We start from the raw sequence: 21,956 nt of genomic DNA on the forward strand, positions 1-21,956 counted from the left end.
TCCGGCGGTGCGCGTCAGGCCGCCAGACGCTGGGCCTCGGCCACTGCCTCAGCGAGTGTGTCCACCACGGGCACGCCTGTCCCCGCCGCCTGCAGGCTGGTGCGGCTGTGTGAGCCGCCCGTGTAGAGGACGGCTCGCGCTCCCACATGCTGCGCCGCAACCGCGTCGTCGACGGCGTCGCCGATGACCACCACGCGCTCCGCCCGTACTCCGTCGAGCCCCGCGAGGTGGCGCGCCATGTGCTCGGCCTTACCGGTGTGCGATCCGCCGACCCGGCCGTCCACCCGCACAAAGTGCTGCTCGATGCCGTGCGTGCGCACGATCGGTATCAGGTTCTCGTGCGGGGCGAGCGAACACATCGACTGCGTCAGCCCGGACGCCTGCCAGTCGACCAGCAGCTCCCTGGCTCCGGCGGCCAGTCCCGCGCTCTCGGCCAGCACCCAGTAGTGCCGGTGGAAGGTCTCGTCCATGACGGCCCACTCCGCATCCGTGGGCAGCCGGCCCAGGAGCCGCTCGTAGAAGAGCGGCACCGGCACGCAGTACAGGTCCCGGTAGCGCTCGAGCGTGATCGCGGGCAGCCCTATCTCCGCGAACGAGGCGTTCGTCGCCTGGATGACCGCGTCGATGTCGTGGAACAGCGTGCCGTTCCAGTCCCAGACGATGTGTGTGTCCGCGTGCTTCCCCATACCAAAACAGTACCCAGCAGGACTGACAGGCGGCCGGACGGGATGACCGTCGGGAAGCGGCAGGAGGTGCCGGCAAGGCGGAAAGGGGCGGGCAGGCGCAAGGTGCCGGGCGAGGTGGAAGGGGGCGGGGCAGGGCCGGCAGGCGTCAGGAGATCAGGTTCGGGATCTCCTGCACCCCGAACCAGAGCAGCTCGTGGTCCTCCGCGCCGTCCACCGTGAACTGGGCGTCGTCGTCGCCCTGGTCCGCCGCTCCCAGTGCCTCCGCCGCCGCCGCCACATCGTCCACCGCGTCGTCGGCGTCCACATGCACCGCTGCCGCCTTGGCCAGTGGCACCGCGGACGCGATCCGCACCTCGCCGAGCGCGCTGGCGACGAGCACCCGGTCGGGATCGGCCACCGCGTCCTGGTCCGGTACGTCGACGGCGACGACGACCCGGCGCCGGGCAGCGGCCGGAGCACCCGCGAGCAGCCGCAGCGAGGCGGCCGCGGCACGGTTCAGCGCGGCGTACTCGAGCTCCTCGATGTCGTCGGAGACGTACCACTCGCGCAGTCCCGGGGTCACCGCGTAGGCGGCCAGCGGACCGGGGCCCAGCTTGCCCGCCTTGTGCGCCTCTGCGAGACCGGGGAGGGTCAGGGGGACGTAGACGCGCATGGCTGGCCGCTTTCGTAGTCGGAAGACGCCCTCAGGATACGTGCGACGTCCCCCTTCGGGGTGCCGCTCCAGGGCTCGCGCACCGTCCACCTGAAATACCCCGTGCACCTGCCCACCACGGCCCGGGGCCACCGCTCGTCACCCTGATAGGTGAAGTTTCCCGTCGCCCTCCGACGGTGCCCGCACACATTGCGGCCGCTCGCCCCGCCCCCGTAGAAGATCACCAGTGAAGTTACCGCCCGGTATCGAGACCGGGCCCGGATATCGGGGGCGATCTGCATGGACAGGACCCGGCCCGCAGGACGGCGCGATCAACGCAGGCCCGCAGTGGTGGCGGCAGCGGCGATGGCCCGCGCACGGCGGCAGCACCAGCCGCACTACTGGTTCGCCGACCGCCTGCTCGCGGTGCTCAGCGGACAGCGACCGGTGCACTGGATGCTCGGGCACACCATCGGGGAGGCGTACGAGCAGCTGGTGCGGCTGGCTCCAGGGGCTCCGCTGCGCCCGGCGGAACGGGTCACGCCGGTCGTACGGCACTGCGGCGAGTACCACCCGGGCCCCGGCGTGATCGAAGCCTTCGCCCGGATCGGCTCGGGCGACCGGGTCAGCGCGATGGCCTTCCGCCTGGAGCAGGGCGCGGACCAGCGCTGGCGCTGCGCGGCGGTGGAGCTCGGCGGGGAGCGTGTCGCCGCACAGCCGGCCCGGTAGCGGCCGGCTCGGCAGGGAGCATGTCGCGGCGCAGCCGACCGGTAGCGGCCGCCGGCGCCCGGCTCAGCCGCCGTCCACACCGAGCCTGGCCGCCTGCCCCTCCTGCACCTGACGGGCAGCCTGAAGGAAGTCCAGGATCGTGGCGAGTTGGTCCTCGTCGTAACGGCTCAGCGCCTCGGCCCCGGCGGCGCCGACGGGCAGGTAGACCTGAGCCTCGGCGGCACGGGCGGAATCCGTGGCGGTGACGAGTACGCGCCGCCGGTTGGCCGCGTCGCGACTGCGGGTGACGAGGCCGGCGCGCTCGAGCCGGTCGATGACCGTGGTCGTCGCCGCCGGGCTGAGCTTCAGTGCGGCGCTGAGCTCACCGGCCGACAGCTCGCCGACAGACCCTTCGCCGCCCGACCGCCCGACCGCCCGACCGCTCGCGGCCCGACCGCTCGCCCGCCCCCAGCACCAGATCGAGGCAGCGCAGGTCGGTGCGGTTCACGCCGAGCCGTGCCGCGGCGGCCTCGGCCGCCACAACACGGCGAGTGCCGGGGCCGGCGCCGGCGTCTGAAGGAAACGGCCGGGGCCGGAAGGACCGGAACGAAACGGCCGGGGCCGGACACCGCAAGAGGTGTCCGGCCCCGGCCGTTCGCATCGAGCAGGCGTTACTTCTTGCGGCGGCGGCCGGCGCCCTTCTGCGCCTTGCGTCGCTCGGCACGCGTCAGCCCGTCCATCTCCGACCGGGCAGGCTCGCCGTCGTTGTCGAAGTCGCCCTCGACGACACCGCCTTCGCCGTCCACCGTGGGAGCGGAGAAGTGCAGCCGGTCGGGCCGCTGCGGGGCGCCGAGGCCCTTCGCGCGAATCTCCGGACGCGAAGCGCCCGCGGGAACGGCGTCCTCCTTGGCGAGCGAGGTCCGCTCCGCCGTGTCCTGCACCGGGACCTCCTCGACCTGCTGCTCGACCTGGACCTCCAGGTTGAACAGATAGCCGACGGACTCCTCCTTGATGCCCTCCATCATGGCGGTGAACATGTCGAAGCCCTCGCGCTGGTACTCCACCAGCGGGTCCTTCTGCGCCATCGCGCGCAGGCCGATGCCCTCCTGGAGGTAGTCCATCTCGTAGAGGTGCTCGCGCCACTTGCGGTCCAGTACGGACAGCACCACGCGCCGCTCGAGCTCACGCATGATGTCCGAGCCGAGCTGCTTCTCGCGCTCGTCGTACTGCTCGTGGATGTCGTCCTTGATGGACTCGGCGATGAACTCGGCGGTGATCCCGGCCCGGTCGCCGGCCGCCTCCTCCAGCTCCTCGACGGTGGCCTTCACCGGGTAGAGCTGCTTGAACGCGCCCCACAGCCGGTCCAGGTCCCACTCCTCCGCGAAGCCCTCGACGGTCTCCGCCTGGATGTAGGCGTCGATGGTGTCGTCCATGAAGTGACGCACCTGCTCCTGCAGGTCCTCGCCCTCCAGGACACGGCGGCGCTCGCCGTAGATGACCTCGCGCTGGCGGTTGAGGACCTCGTCGTACTTCAGGACGTTCTTACGCGTCTCGAAGTTCTGCTGCTCGACCTGCGACTGGGCCGACGCGATCGCGCGCGTCACCATCTTGTTCTCGATCGGCACGTCGTCCGGCACGTTGGCCATCGACATCACGCGCTCGACCATCTGCGCCTTGAACAGACGCATCAGGTCGTCACCCAGCGACAGGTAGAAACGGGACTCGCCCGGGTCGCCCTGACGGCCGGAACGACCGCGCAGCTGGTTGTCGATACGGCGCGACTCGTGCCGCTCGGTGCCCAGCACATAGAGGCCGCCGAGGTCGGTGACCTCGTCGTGCTCGGCCTTGACGGCCGCCTCGGCCCGCTCCAGCGCGGCAGGCAGGGCCGCGGCCCACTCCTCGACGTGCTCGACCGGGTCCAGGCCGCGCTGGCGCAGCTCCGCCTCGGCGAGGTCGTCGGGGTTGCCGCCGAGCTTGATGTCCGTACCACGGCCGGCCATGTTCGTGGCGACGGTGACGGCGCCCTTACGGCCGGCCTGGGCGACGATCGTCGCCTCCCGGTCGTGCTGCTTGGCGTTGAGGACCTCGTGCTGCACACCGCGCTTGTTCAGCTGCTGCGAGAGGTACTCGGACTTCTCGACCGAGGTGGTGCCGACCAGGATCGGCTGGCCCTTCTCGTGCTTCTCGGCGATGTCGTCGACGACCGCCGCGAACTTCGCGACCTCGGTCCGGTAGATCAGGTCGGACTGGTCCTTGCGGACCATCGGCTTGTTCGTCGGGATCGGCACGACGCCGAGCTTGTAGATCTGGTGGAACTCGGCGGCCTCCGTCATGGCCGTACCGGTCATTCCGGAGAGCTTGCCGTAGAGGCGGAAGAAGTTCTGCAGGGTGATCGTGGCGAGGGTCTGGTTCTCGTCCTTGATGTCCACCCCTTCCTTCGCCTCGATCGCCTGGTGCATGCCCTCGTTGTAGCGGCGGCCGGCGAGGATACGGCCGGTGTGCTCGTCGACGATCATGACTTCGCCGTCGATGACGACGTAGTCCTTGTCCTTCTTGAACAGTTCCTTGGCCTTGATGGCGTTGTTCAGATAACCCACGAGCGGGGTGTTCACCGACTCGTAGAGGTTGTCGATGCCCAGCCAGTCCTCGACCTTCGCGACACCCGGCTCATGGATGGCGACGGTCCGCTTCTTCTCGTCGACCTCGTAGTCGCCGGTCTCCTCGATGCCCTTGAGCTGGTTGCCCGGCTCGCCCTTGGCCAGGCGCGTCACCAGCTTGGCGAAGTCGCCGTACCACTTGGTGGCCTGGTCGGCGGGGCCGGAGATGATCAGTGGCGTACGGGCCTCGTCGACAAGGATCGAGTCGACCTCGTCGACGATGGCGTAGTTGTGGCCGCGCTGGACGAGCTCGTCCTGGGACCACGCCATGTTGTCGCGGAGGTAGTCGAAACCGAACTCATTGTTCGTTCCGTACGTAATGTCGCAGTTGTACTGCTCGCGGCGCTGGGCGGGCGTCATATTGGCGAGGATGCACCCGACGCTCAGGCCCAGGAACTTGTGGACCCGGCCCATCATCTCGGAGTCGCGCTCGGCCAGGTAGTCGTTGACCGTGATCAGGTGGACGCCCTTGCCCGAGAGCGCGTTGAGGTAGGCGGGGAGGGTGCCGACGAGGGTCTTGCCCTCACCGGTCTTCATCTCGGCGACGTATCCGAGGTGCAGGGCGGCGCCGCCCATCATCTGTACGTCGTAGTGGCGCTGACCGAGGACGCGCTTGGCGGCCTCGCGGACGGTCGCGAAGGCCTCGGGGAGCAGGTCGTCCAGACTTTCGCCGTCTGCGTAGCGCTCCTTGTACTCGTCCGTGAGCGCCCGCAACTCGGCGTCGGAGAGGTTGACGAAGTCCTCTTCGATGGAGTTGACCTGGTCCGCGATGCGGTGCAGTTTGCGCAGGATCTTGCCTTCGCCTGCACGCATGAGCTTGTTGAAGACGGACACTGAGGTTGGTCTCCTTGCCGATCGGGCCTGGCACTGGGTCGTGTTATGGACACTGGCGCGGGCGCGGCAGGTGGGCCCCACCGCAACGGCCATCGTAAGCGAGGACCCCGCCGGGTCGGGAGGTCCGCCGTCAGTCCGCCGTCGCTCGGGCCTGCTGTCACCCGCAAGAAGAACGCTCGGGACTCGCGGAAGGTGCCGGTGAGGCCCGAAAAGTGCTCGCATCCGCCCGCGGTCCTGACCAGAATCCGGGCATGGAGCCCATCACTCTCACCACCGAGCGCCTGCTGCTGCGTCCCTTCACGGCCGATGACACGGAGGCCGTCTACCAGGCCTGCCAGGATCCCGACATCCAGCGGTGGACGACGGTCCCTTCGCCGTACGAACGGCAGCACGCGGCCGAGTTCACCGGGCAGATGGTGCCGGACGGCTGGCGCACCAGCACGATGTGCACCTTCGCGGTGCTGCCGCGCGCGGGCGGTCCGCTGATGGCGTCGGTCGCGGTCACGCTGCGGACCTTCTCGGGCACCTGGGAGATCGGCTTCTGGACGGGCAAGGAGCACCGCGGGCGCGGTGTCATGGCGGAGAGCGTGGGCGCCGTGGCGCACTGGGCCTTCAGCAGGCTGGGGGCGACGCGTCTGGAGTGGCGGGCGGAAGTCGGCAACGCGGGGTCCCGGGCCGTCGCGGAGAAGTCCGGCTTCGTGATGGAGGGCGCGCTGCGCGCGGCTCTGCTGAACAAGGACACCCTCAGGGACACCTGGGTCGGCGCGCTGCTGCCGTCGGACCTTGGGCTGGCGAGCACGCATCCGTATCTCCCGGCACGTGCCGGGGGCTGACGGGCCCCGAGGGCTGACGGGGCCGGGCGCGTCGTGACCGCGGCATGACGGGGCGGTGGGCCGACGGGGCGGTGGGCCGACCTCGGGCGGGACCGGACCCGGGGCCGGCTGTCAGTGCCGCCGTCTATCGTGCGGAACATGACGACGTTGCCGCCTCCCGCCACCGAACTCTCCGCCGACGAGGCGCGCCGTATAGCGCTGCGCGCCCAGGGGTTCATGGGCGCGCCCGACCGGCGGGGCGGAGTGCGGGGCGTGCTGCGGCATCTCGGCGCCGTACAGCTGGACACGATCTCGGTGCTGGCGCGTTCGCACGAGCTGATTCCGTACGCCCGCCTCGGCGCGGTGGGCCGCAGGACGGTCGAGGACGCGTACTGGACGGAGGGCCACAGCTTCGAGTACTGGTCGCACGCGGCCTGCATCCTGCCCGTGGAGGAGTGGCCGCACTTCGCCTTCCGCCGCCGCGCCTACCGTGGCCGCCCGCACTGGCACCACGACCTGCCGGACGGCTCGTACGACCAGGTGATCAAACAGCTGCGCGCCGAAGGCCCGCTCACCGCGACGGAGTTGGGCGGCGCGAAGAACGGCGGCGAGTGGTGGGACTGGTCGGCGTCGAAGGTAGCCGTCGAGCGCGCGCTGATGTACGGCGAAGTGGTGTGCACCGAGCGGCGCAGCTGGAAGCGGGTGTACGACCTCGCCGAGCGCGCCGTGCCCGATGCGCTTCTGCACGACGAGCTGGACGACACCGAGTGCCTGCGCCGGCTCGTCCGGCTGGCCGGACAGGCGCTGGGCGTCGGCACCCGCGCCGACATCGCGGACTATCACCGGCTCAAGGGCGAGCAGTTCGACGCGGTGGTCGCGGACTCCGGTCTTGTCCCGGTCACCGTCGAGGGCTGGTCCAAGCCCGCCTGGGCGGACCCCGAGGCACTCGCCTCGGCGCCGCGCGGCCGGCACCGTACAACCCTGCTCTCGCCGTTCGACTCCCTCATCTGGGAGCGGGCGCGCACCGAGCGGATCTTCGGCTTCACCCACCGCCTGGAGGCGTACGTACCGAAGCCGAAGCGGGTGTACGGCTACTTCGCGATGCCCCTGCTGTCGGGTGGCAGGCTGCTGGGCCGCGTCGACCCGGCGCGCGAGGGGACGACACTGGTGGCACGCCAGGTGTCCCTGGACACCCCGAAGGCCGTGGCACCCATGGCTCAGGCGCTGCGAGAGGCGGCGGAGTGGGTCGGCTGCGATTCCGTACGGATCGAACGGGTCGACCGCGCCGAGCTCACCGCGGGCCTCGTGCGGGCCGTCTCCTCCTGACCGCAGCCGCAGCCGCTGCTCCTGCTTGCCGGAGCCGCTGCTCTTGACCGCTGCCGCAGCCGCCGGCTGCCCCTACCGGATCTCGAGGATCTTTTCCCTCATCGCGTAGACCACGGCCTCCATCCGGGAGTGCAGCTGCAGCTTCTCCAGGATGTTGCGGACGTGGTTCTTCACGGTGTTCTCGGAAATGAACAACTGCTTGGCGATATCGCGGTTGTTCATCCCCGTGGCGACCAGCTTGAGCACTTCGAGTTCCCGCTCGGTCAGCCGGGGCGCGGGGACGAGCCTGCGCTCATCGGTGCGCTGGATCATCGACTTGAACTCGGTGAGCAGCTTCGACGCCATGGACGGACTGATCTGCGACTGGCCGTCGGCCACCGCACGGATCGCCGTGGCCACCTCGTCGGTGGAGATCTCCTTGAGGAGGTAGCCGGTGGCGCCCGCCTTGATCGCGTCGTAGAGGTCGGCCTCCTCGTCACTGATCGTCAGCATGATGATCTTCGCACTGGGGGCCACCTCCTTGATCGAGGTACAGGCCTCGATACCGCCGCGCTTGGGCATCCGCACATCCATCAGCACGATGTCGGGCAGCAGATCGGCCGCCTTGTCGACGGCCTCCGCGCCGTCGCCCGCCTCGCCGACGACCTGGATGTCCTCCTCCTGCGCGAGGACAATCTCCAGGCCCCGCCGGAAGAGGGCGTGGTCGTCCACCACGAGGACCCGGATCGGCTCCTTGCGTGAGTCGTCGGCGTCCGCGCCGGTGTCATTGACTGTGGCACCGGCGTCGCCGGAGTCGTCGTGAACCGGGCCGAAGCTGTCCGCCATCGTTCCTCCCCCTGAAGGCCGTGGCCTGAAGATCATGTGTGGTTCGCCAACGTCAGTGCACAGCGCATCGGTTGGCTTGCGACGCCATGCTTTCATGCCCGGACGACAGAGCGGTGATCCCGTGGCCGCACGGTGGTGCCCCTGGGGGCACATAGGGCGCTCCAGGGGCACCAGCCGCCTGCTGACGGAGTCAGCCGCCGAGTGCACCTCCTGCGCCGCCCGCCTCGGACCCGGCCAGCGGGTCGGTCTCCAGGTGGATGACGCCATAGTCATAGGCATGCCGTCGGTAGACGACACTGGGCTGCTTCGTCTCGGAGTCGACGAACAGGTAGAAGTCGTGCCCGACCAGCTCCATCTCGTAGAGCGCCTGGTCGAGCAACATCGGGGCTGCGGTATGGATCTTCTCGCGGACCACCAGCGGTCCTTCGCCCTGGACTTCGAGCGAGCCGATCCTGGTGGTGGCAACGGATTGGGGCGCCTCTTCGGCGACGGGCCGGCCATTGGCGTTCAACTCGGCGACGCCGGGAACGACATCGGCCACCTCGGATGCCGAAATGCGGCCGTTGCCGCGGCGGTTGTGGCGCTTTTCGTGCTGCTTGCGCAGCCGCGCCTCCAGCTTGCCCGTGGCGAGATCGAGCGCTGCGTACGGATCGGCTGCCGCTGCCTCCGCCCGGATCACCGGGCCTCGGGAGTGGAGTGTGATCTCCACACGGTCGGAACGGTCGGCCTGCCGCGGGTTGTGCTCCTTGGACACCTCGACGTCCAGGCTGATCACCTTGCCGTCGAGCTTCTGGATCTTGTCCAGCTTCAGCTTCTCGGCCACGTGCTTGCGGAACCGCTCGGGCACCTCGGTCTTGCGGCCCTTGACGACGATGTCCACGCAGAACTCCGTTCCCGGATAGCCCCGCCCGCTCGCAGGCTGCGGAGCATCTCCCTCTTGCACCAGACCCCGGTGATCACCGGAGCCTCGGACGGACTTTCACCTCCTCCTCCCCAGTCGACAAGATCCCCACCCCACCAATTTTCGAGGTTCTCACTTCCTCGAAAGCCTGGCCGGAGGCACGACAGTGCATTCGGTGAGGTAAACAGCTGTCGCCATTCCTCACATCCGAACATAGCTCGATCGGACGGGTGTCGGCACCCGCTACCAGCGCGTACTTCCGATCAGAGCGTTTTCGCCTCTCACTACGTGCAACGACGCAAGTACTCTGTCAGTTCCAGTTTATTTCGAAAGACAGCGGCGGCACTGCGACAACCGCTGCGCTCGGCTGTACGAATCCAGAAAATTGCAGATCGGAGGCCGCGCGGAGCGCCCGCGCCGCCTCAGCCAGCGAAGCCCCGGTCGTCATGAGATCGTCCACCAGCACCGCCGGGCCGCCCTCCAGAAGCCGTCCGCCCCCCGCCACGACCTCCAGCGCCCCCGCCAGATTCGACACCCGCTCGCGGGCCGTGAGCCCCGACTGGTCGGCCACCGCCCGCCGCTGCCGCAGCACCGGCAGAGCCCTCGCCTCGATCCCCGTACGCCGCAGCTCACCCGCGGCCGCCAGCGCGATCCGTCGCGCGGCGTCGTGCCCGCGCGCCCTCACCGCCCGCCGCGCGGACGGCACGGGTACGAGCAGCAGCGGCCACCGTCCCCCGGCGGCCCGGGACACCGGCAGCGACGCACGTACCGCCCCTGCGAGCGCGACACCCAGCGGCCGGGCCAGCCCCAGGGCACCCCGCTCCTTGTGCGCCAGCAGCACCGCACGTACGGCGTCCGCATACGGGGCGGCAGCATGCACCACCGGCAGGCCCGCAGGCTCCGGCACAGGCCTCGCGCGGCGCGCCCCGGCGCCGTACAGCGCACGAGCGCACTCCTCACACAGCGGCGTACGAGGAGTGCCGCAGCCGCCACAGGCGGCCGGCAGCACCAGACCGGAGATTTCTCGCCACCACCCCCGCATGGCAACCACTGTGCCGATGCCGGGGGCACCTTGCCACCCCTGTGGACAACCCGTCCCGGGCGGCCGGCTCCGCTACCCCGGATAGACCGGCGACGATCCGTCCTCGACCAGCGTCTGCCAGTTGGCACCGGTCGGCAGCCATACGATGCCGTCGTCCTCGGAGTACGCCACCAGGGGCCGGTTCTCGTCGTCCGACGCCGCAACGGCCTTGACCCGGTTGAGCCCCGGCAGAATGCTCGCGGCCGAACTCGAGCCGTCCGTCTGGATGTAGCGCACCTGCTGGACCCCGCCGGACTCCTTGCCGACCACCACGAGCCTGCTGTGACCGGCCCAGGAGACGGCCGTCACGGTCTCCATCTGGGGCGCGGCGGGCCGCAGATCCGCCACGGAGACCACCGGGTTGTCGGTGGCGCCCTGGCGCTCCACGCGTCCGATCTTCAGCGTGGTCGTCCCGTCCTTCGTGAGCAGCAGCGCGATCCGCACACCGTCCGCCGACACCCGCAGCGCCTCGATACGCGCACCCTCAAGACCCGGCACGATCCTGACGTTCTTCGGTGCGCCGGAGCCGCCCGCGAGGCGCAGCAGCGCCGGATTCTTCGGGTCGCGGTCCGCCACCCACAAATCGCCCCGGCCGTCCCAGCTGGGCGCCGAGAGGCGATGGGCGGCGTCCTTGCCCGTGCTCTGCACCACCGCGTCGCCCACCTCGCTCCCCGCCTTGATGGACGCCACGAAAAGACGGCTGGAGTCGGTGGAAACCGCTGCCGCGGTCCGCTCGTCGCGGGCCACGCCGACCAGGCCGACCGGCAGCTGCCCATTGCCGAACGGCCCCGGCACATGCTGCGATTCGCTGATGTCCTTGGCGCCGCCCGACAGCAGCGTCAGCTGCTTCTTCTTGTCGACGAAGTACTGGCTGACGGGCCTGACCGAGGTGTGGTCCGGCGCGATCGCCTCCGCCTGGCCACCGTCGAGCACGCACAGCTGTGAGCCGTTCGCGCGCTGAATCTCCACCTGCTCGATCCGAGTGGCCGAAAGGTCCTTCAAGGTGAAGAGGATCTGGGCCGCCAGCTTCATACACTGCGGGTGGCCCACATTGGACGCCTTCTCGTTCAACGGCACCTTCAGCGCGTTCCGGTCGTCGAACGCCAGCGACTTGGTGCCCTCCTTCAGCGCCGTACCGGCAGGGAACGGCGATTCGACCACCGGCTTCAGCCAGTTGGTCGGGCCTTCGAGCAGCGCCTTGACCGTCTGCGTGACCGGATCCATCCGGGTCACCGGATCCAGTCGCTGCCGGATGTAGACAGGATCGGCAACGACCACATTCCTCCTGGATGCGGAGGCGAAGTAATACTTGTTAACGGAACGGTAGTTGCGCTGGAAGTCGGATGCTCCGAGCACCAGCCCCGGCGGCAGGGCGTCGATGCGCCATTCCTTGCCGTCCGGACCGCTCTGCAGCGAAAGGTGAATGGTCGTGCGGTACGGGGTGGGCGAAACCGCCTGATAGGCGTGCTGCGAGTCCACCGTCGCGATCTGCTTGCCGATGAGCGGATAGTCCATGCCCGGGTTGTCCCGGCCACCGGCTACGGGCTGTCCGGAGTCCGGCGCTGCCGTCAGCACCGTGGTACTGGCCTCCGGCCGCCACCTCTTGGACGTATCGGGCGTCAGATACTTCCGGGCGACGGCGAAGTTCGTGTCGTCGCTGGTCATGGCCTCCATGAAACCTGCGACGATCTCGGCCGGCGTCGCCCCCTGCCGCGGCGGCACCGCATACACCCGTACCTGGGAGTCGGCACGCTGGGATGCCTTCACCGCATGAATGTCACCGCTGTCCGGCATCGACGCGCACCCGGCCAGCAGCACACCGCTGCAGGCGAGCAGCGCCGACGCGCGCACGGCGCCTGTGCGGCCGGTCCGACGGGGATCAGCGCCCACGAGTCGTGTCCTCACGTTCCGAACGCTCCGAAGAAAGCTGTGGCGCTGAGTCGCCGTCTCGCCGCTCCCCGGCCTGGCGTGCCACCACCCGGGCACCGTTGCCCGGAAGGGCCGCCGGATCCACCCCGCCGGGCCCTGTACGGGGCGGCACGGGGGCGCGCGGCGGTACGGGCAGGGGCGATCGGTCCAACACCGGCTGCATCGGCACGGACGTCAGCAGTTGCCCGCTCGTCTGCGGTCCCGCGAAATCGGCGCGCTCACGGTTCTGCCGCGAGTCCTCCGGCTCCAGCGGTATCGGAGAACCACGCAGCGGCTCGTCCGCCGTACGCGGCAGGGTCAGCCGGAACTGCGAGCCTCCGCCGGGCTCGCCCCACGCCTGCAGCCAGCCGCCGTGCAGCCGGGCGTCCTCGACCGCGATGGACAGACCAAGGCCGGTGCCGCCGGTGGTACGGGCACGCGCCGGATCGGCCCGCCAGAAGCGGCTGAACACCCGGGTCGCCTCGCCCGGCTTCAGTCCCACGCCGTAGTCCCGCACGGCGACCGCGACGGCGCCGCCGGCCACGGCCATCCGCACCACGACATCCCGGCCCTCGCCGTGCTCGACGGCGTTGACGACCAGGTTGCGCAGCACACGCTCCACGCGCCGGGCATCGGCCTCCACCACAACCGGCTGCTCGTCACCGGTCACCCGTATCCGGGTGCCCTTGCGCTCGGCCAGCGGCTCGGCACCGCCGATCACCCGTCGTACGACTTCGCGAAGGTCTATCGCCTCGGCCTCCAGCGCCGCGGCTCCCGCATCGAAGCGGCTGATCTCGAGCAGGTCGGAGAGCAGTGACTCGAAGCGGTCGAGCTGATCGCCGAGAAGCTCGGCGGAGCGCGCGGTCACCGGGTCGAAGTCGACGCGCGCCTCGTGGATGACATCCGCGGCCATCCGCACGGTCGTCAGCGGCGTACGCAGCTCGTGCGACACGTCCGAGACGAAGCGCCGCTGCATCCTGGAGAGCTCCTCCAGCTGCTGGATCTTCAGCTGGAGGTTCTGCGCCATCTTGTTGAAGGCCTCACCCAGCCTTGCGATGTCGTCCTCGCCCGTGACCTTCATCCGCTCCTGGAGCCGGCCCGCCGAGAGCCGCTCGGCGATCCCGGCGGCCATCCGCACGGGCGTGACGATCTGCCGCACCACCAGCCAGGCGATGGCTCCCAGCAGGACGACCACGAACAGCCCCGCCGTGGCAAGGGTCCCCCTGACCAGGTTGAGCGACTGCTCCTCCTGCGCCAGCGGGAAGAGGTAGTAGAGCTCGTAGGGATTGCCCTCGATGTCGTTCAGCCGGGTGCCGACGACCAGCCCGGGCTCCGGCTCGTGCACATCGTTGTTGTACTTGATCCGAACGTACGTCTCGTACGTCCCGGTGCCCTGGTCGACGGCTTCCCGCAAGGCCACGGGAATGCTGGTGTGGTCCACACCGCCCGAGGTCCGGGGCGCACGGCTGGAACCCGCGTCCTGGGAGTCGGCACTCAGCGCCACCAGGTTGAACGCCCCCTGCCCGCCACTGGCGAGCTGGTCCACCAGATCGGACCGCCAGGAGCTCCGCGCGGTCCGGCCGTCCGTGACGGCACCGTCCTGCCCACCGGGCCCCACCGAGGCATTCGCCTTCTCCCGCGCCACGGCGAAGCCACCGGCCGCCTGGCTCTGCGCCGCCTTGCCCTTGGCGTCGAGCAGACCGTTGCGCACCTGCCCGATGACGACGAAGCCGAGCAGCAGCACCACACCGAGCGACATCAGCAGCGTGCCCGCGACCACCCTGAGCTGGATGTTCCGTCGCCACAGCCGCACCGCGGGCAGCAACGGACGGCGGATCAAGCGCATGACGAGCCGGAGCACCGGTCCACCCGGCGCCCCGTCCTGGAGCGGCCGTCCGCCCTGGAGCAGGCGGCCGAATCGCGAGGCCCCCCACCCCGGTCCGGCAGCCCGCCCCGCACGGACTCCCGGCTGCCCGGGCTTCGGAGCAACACTGCCTCGGGACATGTCAGCTCGGCCCGGCCTTGTAACCGACACCACGGACGGTCACCACGATCTCCGGGCGCTCGGGGTCCTTCTCGACCTTGGAACGCAACCGCTGTACATGCACATTGACCAGCCTGGTGTCTGCGGCGTGGCGATAGCCCCACACCTGCTCCAGCAGCACCTCGCGGGTGAACACCTGCCAGGGCTTACGGGCGAGCGCGACCAGCAGGTCGAACTCGAGCGGGGTCAGAGCGATGGACTGCCCCTCCCGCTTCACGGAGTGACCGGCCACATCGATGACCAGATCCCCGATCGCCAGCTGCTCCGGCGCCGGCTCCTCCGACCTCCTCAGCCGCGCCCGGATCCGGGCGACCAGCTCCTTCGGCTTGAACGGTTTGACGATGTAGTCATCGGCCCCGGACTCCAGGCCGACCACCACATCCACGGTGTCGCTCTTGGCGGTGAGCATCACGATCGGCACGCCGGACTCGGCCCTGATGAGCCGGCACACTTCGATGCCGTCCCGTCCGGGCAGCATGAGATCCAGCAGAACCAGATCCGGTTTGGCCTCACGGAAAGCGGCAAGCGCCTTGTCGCCGTCCGCTACGAACGACGGCTCGAAACCTTCACCACGCAGCACAATCCCGAGCATCTCGGCCAGTGCGGTGTCGTCATCGACGACAAGGACTCGTCCCTTCATAATCGACATCATCCCATTAGCTAATCGTTACCTGGCGTGACCTGGCACACAGCTCCGCGATTCCTCCCCCTGTGACCGGGGACAACGCACCCTCCTCAGTGACGATCGCCGTCACCAGATCCGGGGGCGTGACATCAAAAGCCGGGTTGTACGCCTGGGTTCCCAGCGGCGCGACCGGCAGCCCGCCGTCCGCTCCGGCCCCGGCCGCCGCTATCTGCGGCGCTGTGACTTCGGTCACTTCACGTCCCGGCCGTTGTTCCACCTCTATCGACGCCCCGTCCGGCGTGTTCAGATCCACCGTCGTGGTCGGCGCGACCACGATGAACGGCACATGGTGGTACTTCGCCAGCACCGCCAGCGGATAACTGCCCACCTTGTTCGCCACCGATCCGTCAGCCGCTATCCGGTCCGCCCCTATGAGTACGGCATCCACCTCGCCCGCCGCGAAGAGCGACCCCGCGGCATTGTCCGTGAGCAGTGTGTACGGCATTCCACTGCGCGCCGCCTCGTAGGCGGTCAGCCGGGCGCCCTGCAGCAGCGGCCTCGTCTCGTCCACCCACAGCCGCCGCAGCCGGCCCATCCGGTGGGCCGCGAGCGCCACCGCGAACGCGGTGCCCTCGCCTCCCGACACCAGCGCCCCGGTGTTGCAGTGGGTCAGGATCCGGTGACCGCCGCCCGGCAGCAGCTCATCAAGGAGCACCAGCCCGTGCTCAGCCATCCGGACACTGTCCTCGGCATCCTCCCGGTGCAGTTCCCTGGCCGCCGCGAGCGCCGCCCGGGCCGCCTGCTCCGGGTCCGCTCCCTTGTCCACCGCCGCCCGGTAGGCGCCCGCCGCCCGCCGCACTCCGTGCCCCAGGTTCACCGCGGTGGGCCTCGCACTCTCCAGCAGGGCCACCGCCTCATCCACGTCGAATCCCCGCACGGCGGCGAGGGCCACACCATACGCACCGGCGATGCCCAGCAGCGGCGCCCCTCGCACAGCGAGCGTCTGGATCGCCCGCACCAGGGCAGGCACATCGGTACAGACCAGTTCGACCTCCTCGGCAGGCAGCCGGGTCTGGTCGAGAAGCACCAGTACGGGCCCTTCCGGTGGCTCGTCCCAGCGCAGCACCGGAAGCGTGGGCGGCTCTGTGCCGGCCGGGTTTTGTACGTACTGATCAGCCATCCGCCCAGTCTGCCCCGTGAGGCACCGACAATGAAGGTACGAAGGAGACACAGGGCCCGGCCCACCAGCGGGCAACGCGTGGCACGATGGCTGCCAACCTGCCGCCTTGATGGGCGGACGGGCACCGTGAACGTGTCGGCTCGCCGAGCCGGCCCCGCGACCAAGCCATGAGGTGGACGACCGTGAACGACACTCCGGGCTGGGCCTCGCCCGGATCTGCTCCCTCCGACGGGCAGGAAACCGGTGTGCCGCGGCCCGCCGAGCCCGCCGACGAGAGCGGCCCCGCCTCGAAGTGGTCCAAGGCACAGCCGCCCGCGGGACAGTGGTCCGCTCCGACCGCACCTCGTACCGACCCCGTACCGGGGCCACCGCCTGCCCCCGGCTGGGGCGGCGGTCAGCCGCACGGCAGCTGGGGCCGGACGCCGGCCGCGGCGAAGCCGGGCGTCATCCCGCTGCGTCCTCTCGGTGTCGGCGAGATCCTCGACGGCGCGGTGTCGACGCTGCGCGCTCACTGGCGCACGGTGCTGGGCGTCACGATCACCGTCTCCGTGATCTCCCAGATCTGCAACATCCTGGTCGAGCGCTACCTGCTCCCGGATCCGCCCGAGGTCGACCCGAACGCAAGCCCGTCGGAAGCCCTCAGCCAGTCCGTGGACTCGCTGCAGTCCAGCCTGCTCGCCATGGGCCCGTCGCTGCTGATCACCTTGATCGGCACGCTCTTCACCACCGCACTTCTCACCATGGTGATCAGCCGCTCGGTACTGGGCCGCCCGGTGACGCTCTCCGAGGCCTGGCACGAGGCCCGACCCCGGCTGCCTCAGCTGCTGGGCCTGACCCTGCTGCTGCCTCTTATGAGCGCCGCCATCATGACCGTGGGCATCCTCCCCGGCGTGCTGCTCGGCAGCGGTGCGGGAATCGCGCTCGCCCTGCTCGGAGGCCTCGCGGCCGGCGGCGTCATCCTCTGGCTGATGATCCGGTTCGCCCTGGCCTCCCCCGCGCTGATGCTGGAGCGCCAGGGCGTCATCCCGTCCCTGCGCCGTTCCGCCAAACTGGTCCAGGGCGCCTGGTGGCGGACTTTCGGCATCCTGGCCCTCACGCTGCTGCTGACCCTGCTGGTGTCGATGATCATCGCCGTGCCGTTCAGCCTGGTCGCGTACGCGGTCGACGGCAGCAGTTTCAGCGACCTCTTCGCCGGGACCACCCCGGACTTCGGCTGGCCCTTCCTGATCATCACGGGAATCGGCTCGGTGATCGCCTCGTCCATCACCTACCCGATCTCCGCCGGCGTGACGGTCCTCCTCTACGTGGACCAGCGCATCCGCCGCGAGGCCCTCGACCTCGAACTCGCACGTGCCGCCGGCGTCCCCGGCTACAGCTCCGAGCCGCCTGGCAACCACTCCACCAGGAGCTGATGCGGTGTCCACGACGGGGGGCGTGACGACAGCGCGGCTACTGATCCGTGCAGGCGATGACGTACCGGTGGACACTCCGCGGATCCCCGCCCGAGAGGCGGCGGAGCGGGAGTTGTCCAAACCGATGTACCACGAGAACGACCCGAGCCTCCTCCAGCGCGCGCTCAACCGCTTCTGGGACTGGGTCGGCAGCATCTTCGACGCCGCGTCCGGCGCCGCCCCCGGCGGTCCGCTCGGTCTCCTTGTCGTCATCCTGGTCGTCATCGGCCTGGTGGTCGCTCTCTGGTGGCGTCTTGGCACGCCGCAACGCACCCCTGGCTCCGTAGACACCCTTTTCGACGACAGCCCCCGCAGCGCGTCCGAACACCGTGCGGCCGCTGAAAAGCACGCCACCGCCGGACGCTGGAACCAAGCCGTCCAGGAACGGATGCGGGCAATCGTCCGCTCCCTGGAGGAACGAGTCGTCCTCGACCCGCGCCCGGGCCGCACAGCCGACGAGGCCGCCGCCGAGGCCGGCCGTTCCCTCCCCGACCACGCCGACGGACTCCGTGCCTCCGCCCGGGAGTTCGACGACGTCACGTACGGTGGCCGCACCGCCGACCGGCAGGCATACCTACGCCTTCGGGATCTGGACGTCGAGCTGGAGCGCGCGAAGCCCCGGCTGACCGGCGCGGCCCAAGGAGCAGCCGAATGACCGCGGCCACCCTCAGCTCCACCTCCACGTCTCCCACCACCCGCCAGGTGTGGACCCGCACTCGCGGCCTGCTCCTCGCGCTCGTCATCCTCGTAGTAGCCGGGATCGCCATGGCTGCCCTGCGCTCCGGGGACCAGCACGGCCGCCTCGATCCCCGGTCTGCGGACCGCTACGGCAGCCGCGCCGTGGCCGAACTGCTCAAGGGCCGCGGCGTCTCCACCCGCGTGGTCACCACCCTCGACGAGGCCACCTCCGCGGTCGGCCCCGATACCACGCTTCTCGTCGCCGCTCCCGACTTGCTGACGGACCACCAGCAGCAGACCTTGCACACCGCCACCGCCTCGTCCGGCGGACGCACAGTCCTCCTCTCCGCCGGTCCTGTGTCCATCGACGCGCTGGCCCCCGGCGTCCGCACCGAAACCCCGGCTCCGGTTTCTGCGCGGACCCCCCAGTGCGCCCTCCCCGCCGCGCGCAGCGCCGGCAATGCCGACCTCGGCGGTGAGCGGTACGCCACCGAGACTTCCCATGCCGACAACTGCTACCCGAGCGGTGGCCTGCCCACCCTGCTCAGGATCGACGACGCGAACGATGGCGACACCGTCCTGCTCGGCTCCCCCGACATCCTCTACAACCACCGTCTGGACAAGCACGGCAACGCGTCCCTCGCCCTGCAACTCCTCGGTTCCCGCACTCATTTGGTCTGGTACCTCCCTTCGCTCAGTGACAGTTCCGCCGCTGACGACAGCACCGACGGCGGCGGCAACAGCTCATTCCTCGACCTGATCCCCTCCGGCTGGCTCTGGGGAACTCTCCAACTCGCCCTCGCCGCCGTCCTGGCCGCCGTCTGGCGCGCCCGCCGACTCGGCCCCCTGGTGACCGAACAACTCCCCGTGGCCATCCGCGCCTCCGAGGCCACCGAGGGCCGCGCCCGCCTCTACCGCAAGGTGAACGCCCGCGACCGCGCGGCCTCAGCCCTGCGCTCGGCAACCCGCACCCGCCTCGCCCCGCTCCTCGGCGTCCCCCCGATCGACGCCCACTCCCCCGAGGCCCTGCTCCCCGCGGTGTCGGCCCAGCTTCCCGCCGGCGACCGGGACCTCAAGACCCTGCTCTTCGGCCCGGCACCGGCCGACGACACCGCTCTCATCCGTCTGGCAGACCAACTCGACGCCCTCGAAAGAGAGGTACGCACTTCATGAGCGCCCCGACCCCCGAGACAGCTCAGAACTCGGACCGCGCCCGCACCTCCCTCGAGGCACTGCGCACCGAGATCGCCAAGGCCGTGGTTGGCCAGGACCCCGCTGTCACCGGTCTCGTCGTGGCTCTGCTCTGCCGCGGCCACGTCCTTCTCGAAGGAGTACCGGGCGTCGCCAAGACGCTGTTGGTCCGCACCCTCGCGGCCTCCCTCGAACTCGACACCAAACGCGTCCAGTTCACCCCCGATCTGATGCCCAGCGATGTCACCGGGTCCCTCGTCTACGACGCGCGCACTGCTGAGTTCTCGTTCCAGCCCGGCCCCGTGTTCACCAATCTCCTTCTCGCCGACGAGATCAACCGCACCCCGCCCAAGACCCAGTCATCGCTCCTGGAAGCGATGGAAGAGCGGCAAGTCACCGTCGACGGCACGCCTCGCCTGCTGCCCGACCCGTTCCTGGTCGCCGCGACCCAGAATCCGGTGGAGTACGAAGGCACCTACCCGCTCCCCGAAGCCCAACTGGACCGTTTTCTCCTAAAACTGACGGTCCCTCTGCCCTCACGCGACGACGAGATCAACGTCCTCACCCGTCACGCCGACGGCTTCAACCCACGCGACCTCCAGTCAGCAGGCGTGCGCCCCGTCGCCGGCCCCGCCGACCTGGAAGCGGCTCGTGCCGCCGTCGCCAAGACCTCGGTCTCCGCCGAGATCGCCGGCTACGTCGTCGATATCTGCCGTGCCACCCGTGAATCCCCCTCACTCACTCTCGGTGTGTCTCCCCGAGGCGCTACAGCCCTGCTCTCCACCGCACGCGCCTGGGCCTGGCTCACCGGGCGGGACTACGTCATCCCAGACGATGTGAAGGCCCTGGCTCTGCCGACACTGCGCCACCGGATCCAGCTCCGCCCCGAGGCGGAGATGGAAGGAGTCACCGCCGACTCCGTCATCACCGCGATCCTCACCCACGTCCCCGTCCCCCGCTGAGGCAGTGACCCATGGCCCTCACCGGAAGGACAGCGCTTCTCGCCGCTCTCGGCTCTCTCCCCGTCGGCGTACTCGCCCCGAGCTGGACGGGGATGCTCGCCGTGAACGCGCCTCTCTCACTGGCAATCCTGTGCGACTACGCCCTCGCCGCGCCAGTGCGAACGCTCCGATTCACCCGAAGCGGTGATACATCAGTTCGATTGGGTGACAGCGCGGAAGTGCAACTCACCGTCACCAACACCTCCAGCCGCCGCCTGCGCGCACACCTCCGCGACGCCTGGCCGCCGAGCAGCTGGCTCACCGGCACCGAACAGACCGCGTCCCGGCACAAGCTGACCATCCCCTCCGGTGAACGCCGACGTCTCACCACCGTCCTGCGCCCCACGCGCCGCGGCGACCGCCAGGCGGAACGCATCACCGTCCGCTCATACGGACCACTGGGCCTCGCCGCCCGCCAGGGCAGCCACAAGGTCCCCTGGACCGTGCGCGTGCTGCCGCCCTTCACCAGCCGCAAGCACCTGCCGTCCAGGCTGGCCCGACTGCGCGAGCTCGACGGCCGCACCAGCGTCCTGATCCGCGGACAGGGCACCGAGTTCGACAGCCTCCGCGACTACGTCCCCGGGGATGACACCCGTTCCATCGACTGGCGCGCCACCGCCCGCCAGACCACCGTCGCCGTACGCACATGGCGCCCTGAACGCGACCGCCACATCCTTGTCGTACTCGACACCGGCCGCACATCGGCCGGCCGAGTCGGGGATGTCCCGCGCCTCGACGCGGCGATGGACGCAGCACTGCTTCTCACCGCACTCGCCTCGCGCGCCGGTGACCGCGTGGACCTCCTGGCCTACGACCGCCGTATCCGCGCCCAGGTCCAAGGCCGCTCAGCCGGCGACCTGCTGCCCGCCGTGGTCAACGCCCTCGCTCCACTGGAACCCGAACTCGTGGAAACCGACGCACGAGGCCTCAGCGCCACGGCGCTGCACAGCGCCCCGCGCCGCTCCCTCATTGTTCTGCTGACCAGCCTCGACGCCGCGCCCGTCGAGGAGGGGCTGCTCCCCGTCCTTCCTCAGCTCACAAAACGCCACACGGTACTCGTGGCCTCGGTCGCCGACCCCCATATCGAGCAGATGTCCAAGACCCGAGGCACCGTCGAGGCCGTGTACGAGGCCGCGGCCGGCACTCAGGCCCAGGCTCAGCGCCGCCGCACAGCAGAACAGCTCCAGCGCCACGGAGTCACGGTCGTTGACGCCACTCCTGACAACCTCGCCCCTGCCCTTGCGGATGCGTATCTGGCATTGAAGGCCGCCGGTCGTCTCTGAGGGCGGGCGCCACATGAATTGAGAGGGGTTGAAGCAATGGGTCCTGAACGCAGAAAAGCCCCGCACCATAATGGTGCGGGGCTTTCCCACAATGATTGTTCGGCGGTGTCCTACTCTCCCACAGGGTCCCCCCT

The 21,956-nt window shown here is 69.8% G+C and carries 20 protein-coding genes; 9 read left to right on the forward strand and 11 right to left on the reverse strand.

From position 1 onward, the window contains the following. Positions 1 to 14: 14 nt before the first annotated feature. Positions 15 to 686, reverse strand: coding sequence for an HAD family hydrolase (locus ACFWDI_RS35090; protein WP_385310370.1), 672 nt, complete (start codon positions 684 to 686; stop codon positions 15 to 17). Positions 687 to 831: 145 nt separating this feature from the next. Then, positions 832 to 1,338, reverse strand: coding sequence for a DUF6912 family protein (locus tag ACFWDI_RS35095; RefSeq protein WP_385310372.1), 507 nt, complete (start codon positions 1,336 to 1,338; stop codon positions 832 to 834). 279 nt (positions 1,339 to 1,617) lie between these two features. Between ACFWDI_RS35095 and ACFWDI_RS35100 the strand changes: the two genes are divergently transcribed. After that, a complete protein-coding gene (locus tag ACFWDI_RS35100) occupies positions 1,618 to 2,046 on the forward strand; it encodes an Rv3235 family protein (RefSeq protein ID WP_385310374.1) in 429 nt (142 codons plus the stop codon). 63 nt (positions 2,047 to 2,109) lie between these two features. On the opposite strand, the gene ACFWDI_RS35105 is transcribed toward ACFWDI_RS35100, so the two are convergent. Then, complete coding sequence (locus ACFWDI_RS35105) at positions 2,110 to 2,421, reverse strand: MarR family transcriptional regulator (RefSeq protein ID WP_385310409.1); 312 nt, start codon at positions 2,419 to 2,421, stop codon at positions 2,110 to 2,112. Between ACFWDI_RS35105 and ACFWDI_RS35110 the strand changes: the two genes are divergently transcribed. Beyond that, positions 2,360 to 2,602 (forward strand): hypothetical protein, encoded by a 243-nt coding sequence (locus tag ACFWDI_RS35110; RefSeq protein ID WP_385310376.1) that lies wholly within the window; start codon positions 2,360 to 2,362, stop codon positions 2,600 to 2,602. The genes ACFWDI_RS35105 and ACFWDI_RS35110 overlap by 62 nt on opposite strands. Positions 2,603 to 2,696: 94 nt before the next feature. On the opposite strand, the gene secA is transcribed toward ACFWDI_RS35110, so the two are convergent. After that, entirely contained in the window at positions 2,697 to 5,516 is a 2,820-nt protein-coding gene (gene secA, locus ACFWDI_RS35115) for a preprotein translocase subunit SecA (protein WP_385310378.1), read from the reverse strand. A 251-nt stretch (positions 5,517 to 5,767) separates the two neighbouring features. Here secA and ACFWDI_RS35120 point away from each other — a divergent pair, with 251 nt between their 5' ends. Continuing rightward, positions 5,768 to 6,349: a GNAT family N-acetyltransferase gene (locus ACFWDI_RS35120; RefSeq protein ID WP_385310380.1), complete on the forward strand. Its 582-nt coding sequence runs from the start codon at positions 5,768 to 5,770 to the stop codon at positions 6,347 to 6,349. Between the two features lie 138 nt (positions 6,350 to 6,487). After that, positions 6,488 to 7,654 carry a winged helix-turn-helix domain-containing protein gene (locus ACFWDI_RS35125; protein ID WP_385310382.1) on the forward strand — a complete coding sequence of 389 codons (1,167 nt, stop codon included), beginning with the start codon at positions 6,488 to 6,490 and terminating at the stop codon, positions 7,652 to 7,654. Between the two features lie 72 nt (positions 7,655 to 7,726). Here the strand turns inward: ACFWDI_RS35125 and ACFWDI_RS35130 are convergent, their stop codons facing one another. The 7 genes from ACFWDI_RS35130 to mtnA form a co-directional block, all read right to left on the reverse strand. Further along, on the reverse strand, positions 7,727 to 8,479 hold the full coding sequence (locus ACFWDI_RS35130; protein ID WP_385310385.1) for a response regulator: 753 nt from the start codon (positions 8,477 to 8,479) through the stop codon (positions 7,727 to 7,729). 190 nt (positions 8,480 to 8,669) lie between these two features. Then, on the reverse strand, positions 8,670 to 9,359 hold the full coding sequence (gene hpf / locus ACFWDI_RS35135; RefSeq protein WP_327323950.1) for a ribosome hibernation-promoting factor, HPF/YfiA family: 690 nt from the start codon (positions 9,357 to 9,359) through the stop codon (positions 8,670 to 8,672). 331 nt (positions 9,360 to 9,690) lie between these two features. Beyond that, the gene (locus ACFWDI_RS35140) at positions 9,691 to 10,422 is read right to left on the reverse strand and encodes a ComF family protein (protein ID WP_385310387.1); all 732 of its coding nucleotides are present in this window, start codon (positions 10,420 to 10,422) and stop codon (positions 9,691 to 9,693) included. Positions 10,423 to 10,494: 72 nt separating this feature from the next. Further along, entirely contained in the window at positions 10,495 to 12,351 is a 1,857-nt protein-coding gene (locus ACFWDI_RS35145; protein ID WP_385310389.1) for an LpqB family beta-propeller domain-containing protein, read from the reverse strand. Next, complete coding sequence (gene mtrB / locus ACFWDI_RS35150) at positions 12,341 to 14,374, reverse strand: MtrAB system histidine kinase MtrB (protein ID WP_385310391.1); 2,034 nt, start codon at positions 14,372 to 14,374, stop codon at positions 12,341 to 12,343. The genes ACFWDI_RS35145 and mtrB overlap by 11 nt, the downstream gene beginning before the upstream one ends. A 1-nt stretch (position 14,375) precedes the next feature. After that, positions 14,376 to 15,065 carry a two-component system response regulator MtrA gene (gene mtrA, locus ACFWDI_RS35155; protein WP_187438793.1) on the reverse strand — a complete coding sequence of 230 codons (690 nt, stop codon included), beginning with the start codon at positions 15,063 to 15,065 and terminating at the stop codon, positions 14,376 to 14,378. A gap of 4 nt (positions 15,066 to 15,069) precedes the next feature. Then, positions 15,070 to 16,218 carry an S-methyl-5-thioribose-1-phosphate isomerase gene (gene mtnA, locus ACFWDI_RS35160; RefSeq protein WP_385310394.1) on the reverse strand — a complete coding sequence of 383 codons (1,149 nt, stop codon included), beginning with the start codon at positions 16,216 to 16,218 and terminating at the stop codon, positions 15,070 to 15,072. Positions 16,219 to 16,400: 182 nt separating this feature from the next. Between mtnA and ACFWDI_RS35165 the strand changes: the two genes are divergently transcribed. Genes ACFWDI_RS35165 through ACFWDI_RS35185 form a run of 5 tightly spaced genes read left to right on the forward strand, consistent with a single transcriptional unit; the run spans position 16,401 to position 21,822 of the window. After that, entirely contained in the window at positions 16,401 to 17,630 is a 1,230-nt protein-coding gene (locus tag ACFWDI_RS35165) for a hypothetical protein (protein WP_385310396.1), read from the forward strand. Positions 17,631 to 17,634: 4 nt separating this feature from the next. Continuing rightward, positions 17,635 to 18,324, forward strand: coding sequence for a DUF4129 domain-containing protein (locus ACFWDI_RS35170; protein ID WP_385310398.1), 690 nt, complete (start codon positions 17,635 to 17,637; stop codon positions 18,322 to 18,324). Further along, positions 18,321 to 19,520 (forward strand): DUF4350 domain-containing protein, encoded by a 1,200-nt coding sequence (locus ACFWDI_RS35175; protein WP_385310400.1) that lies wholly within the window; start codon positions 18,321 to 18,323, stop codon positions 19,518 to 19,520. The genes ACFWDI_RS35170 and ACFWDI_RS35175 overlap by 4 nt, the downstream gene beginning before the upstream one ends. After that, positions 19,517 to 20,500, forward strand: coding sequence for an AAA family ATPase (locus tag ACFWDI_RS35180; RefSeq protein WP_385310403.1), 984 nt, complete (start codon positions 19,517 to 19,519; stop codon positions 20,498 to 20,500). The genes ACFWDI_RS35175 and ACFWDI_RS35180 overlap by 4 nt, the downstream gene beginning before the upstream one ends. A gap of 11 nt (positions 20,501 to 20,511) precedes the next feature. Next, the gene (locus ACFWDI_RS35185; protein WP_385310405.1) at positions 20,512 to 21,822 is read left to right on the forward strand and encodes a DUF58 domain-containing protein; all 1,311 of its coding nucleotides are present in this window, start codon (positions 20,512 to 20,514) and stop codon (positions 21,820 to 21,822) included. Positions 21,823 to 21,956 lie beyond the last annotated feature (134 nt).

The sequence above is a fragment of the Streptomyces sp. NPDC060064 genome (assembly GCF_042736455.1).
In the GTDB taxonomy this organism is placed as follows: domain Bacteria; phylum Actinomycetota; class Actinomycetes; order Streptomycetales; family Streptomycetaceae; genus Streptomyces.

What these genes read in the sequence shown, in the direction of transcription:
- ACFWDI_RS35140 (WP_385310387.1), bottom strand. Translation starts at nt 10,422, where the DNA reads ATGCGGGGGTGGTGGCGAGAAATCTCCGGTCTGGTGCTGCCGGCCGCC.
- mtrB (WP_385310391.1), bottom strand. Translation starts at nt 14,374, where the DNA reads ATGTCCCGAGGCAGTGTTGCTCCGAAGCCCGGGCAGCCGGGAGTCCGT.
- ACFWDI_RS35090 (WP_385310370.1), bottom strand. Translation starts at nt 686, where the DNA reads ATGGGGAAGCACGCGGACACACACATCGTCTGGGACTGGAACGGCACG.
- ACFWDI_RS35175 (WP_385310400.1), top strand. Translation starts at nt 18,321, where the DNA reads ATGACCGCGGCCACCCTCAGCTCCACCTCCACGTCTCCCACCACCCGC.
- mtnA (WP_385310394.1), bottom strand. Translation starts at nt 16,218, where the DNA reads ATGGCTGATCAGTACGTACAAAACCCGGCCGGCACAGAGCCGCCCACG.
- ACFWDI_RS35125 (WP_385310382.1), top strand. Translation starts at nt 6,488, where the DNA reads ATGACGACGTTGCCGCCTCCCGCCACCGAACTCTCCGCCGACGAGGCG.
- ACFWDI_RS35095 (WP_385310372.1), bottom strand. Translation starts at nt 1,338, where the DNA reads ATGCGCGTCTACGTCCCCCTGACCCTCCCCGGTCTCGCAGAGGCGCAC.
- ACFWDI_RS35130 (WP_385310385.1), bottom strand. Translation starts at nt 8,479, where the DNA reads ATGGCGGACAGCTTCGGCCCGGTTCACGACGACTCCGGCGACGCCGGT.
- ACFWDI_RS35100 (WP_385310374.1), top strand. Translation starts at nt 1,618, where the DNA reads ATGGACAGGACCCGGCCCGCAGGACGGCGCGATCAACGCAGGCCCGCA.
- ACFWDI_RS35110 (WP_385310376.1), top strand. Translation starts at nt 2,360, where the DNA reads ATGACCGTGGTCGTCGCCGCCGGGCTGAGCTTCAGTGCGGCGCTGAGC.
- ACFWDI_RS35185 (WP_385310405.1), top strand. Translation starts at nt 20,512, where the DNA reads ATGGCCCTCACCGGAAGGACAGCGCTTCTCGCCGCTCTCGGCTCTCTC.
- ACFWDI_RS35120 (WP_385310380.1), top strand. Translation starts at nt 5,768, where the DNA reads ATGGAGCCCATCACTCTCACCACCGAGCGCCTGCTGCTGCGTCCCTTC.
- mtrA (WP_187438793.1), bottom strand. Translation starts at nt 15,065, where the DNA reads ATGATGTCGATTATGAAGGGACGAGTCCTTGTCGTCGATGACGACACC.
- ACFWDI_RS35180 (WP_385310403.1), top strand. Translation starts at nt 19,517, where the DNA reads ATGAGCGCCCCGACCCCCGAGACAGCTCAGAACTCGGACCGCGCCCGC.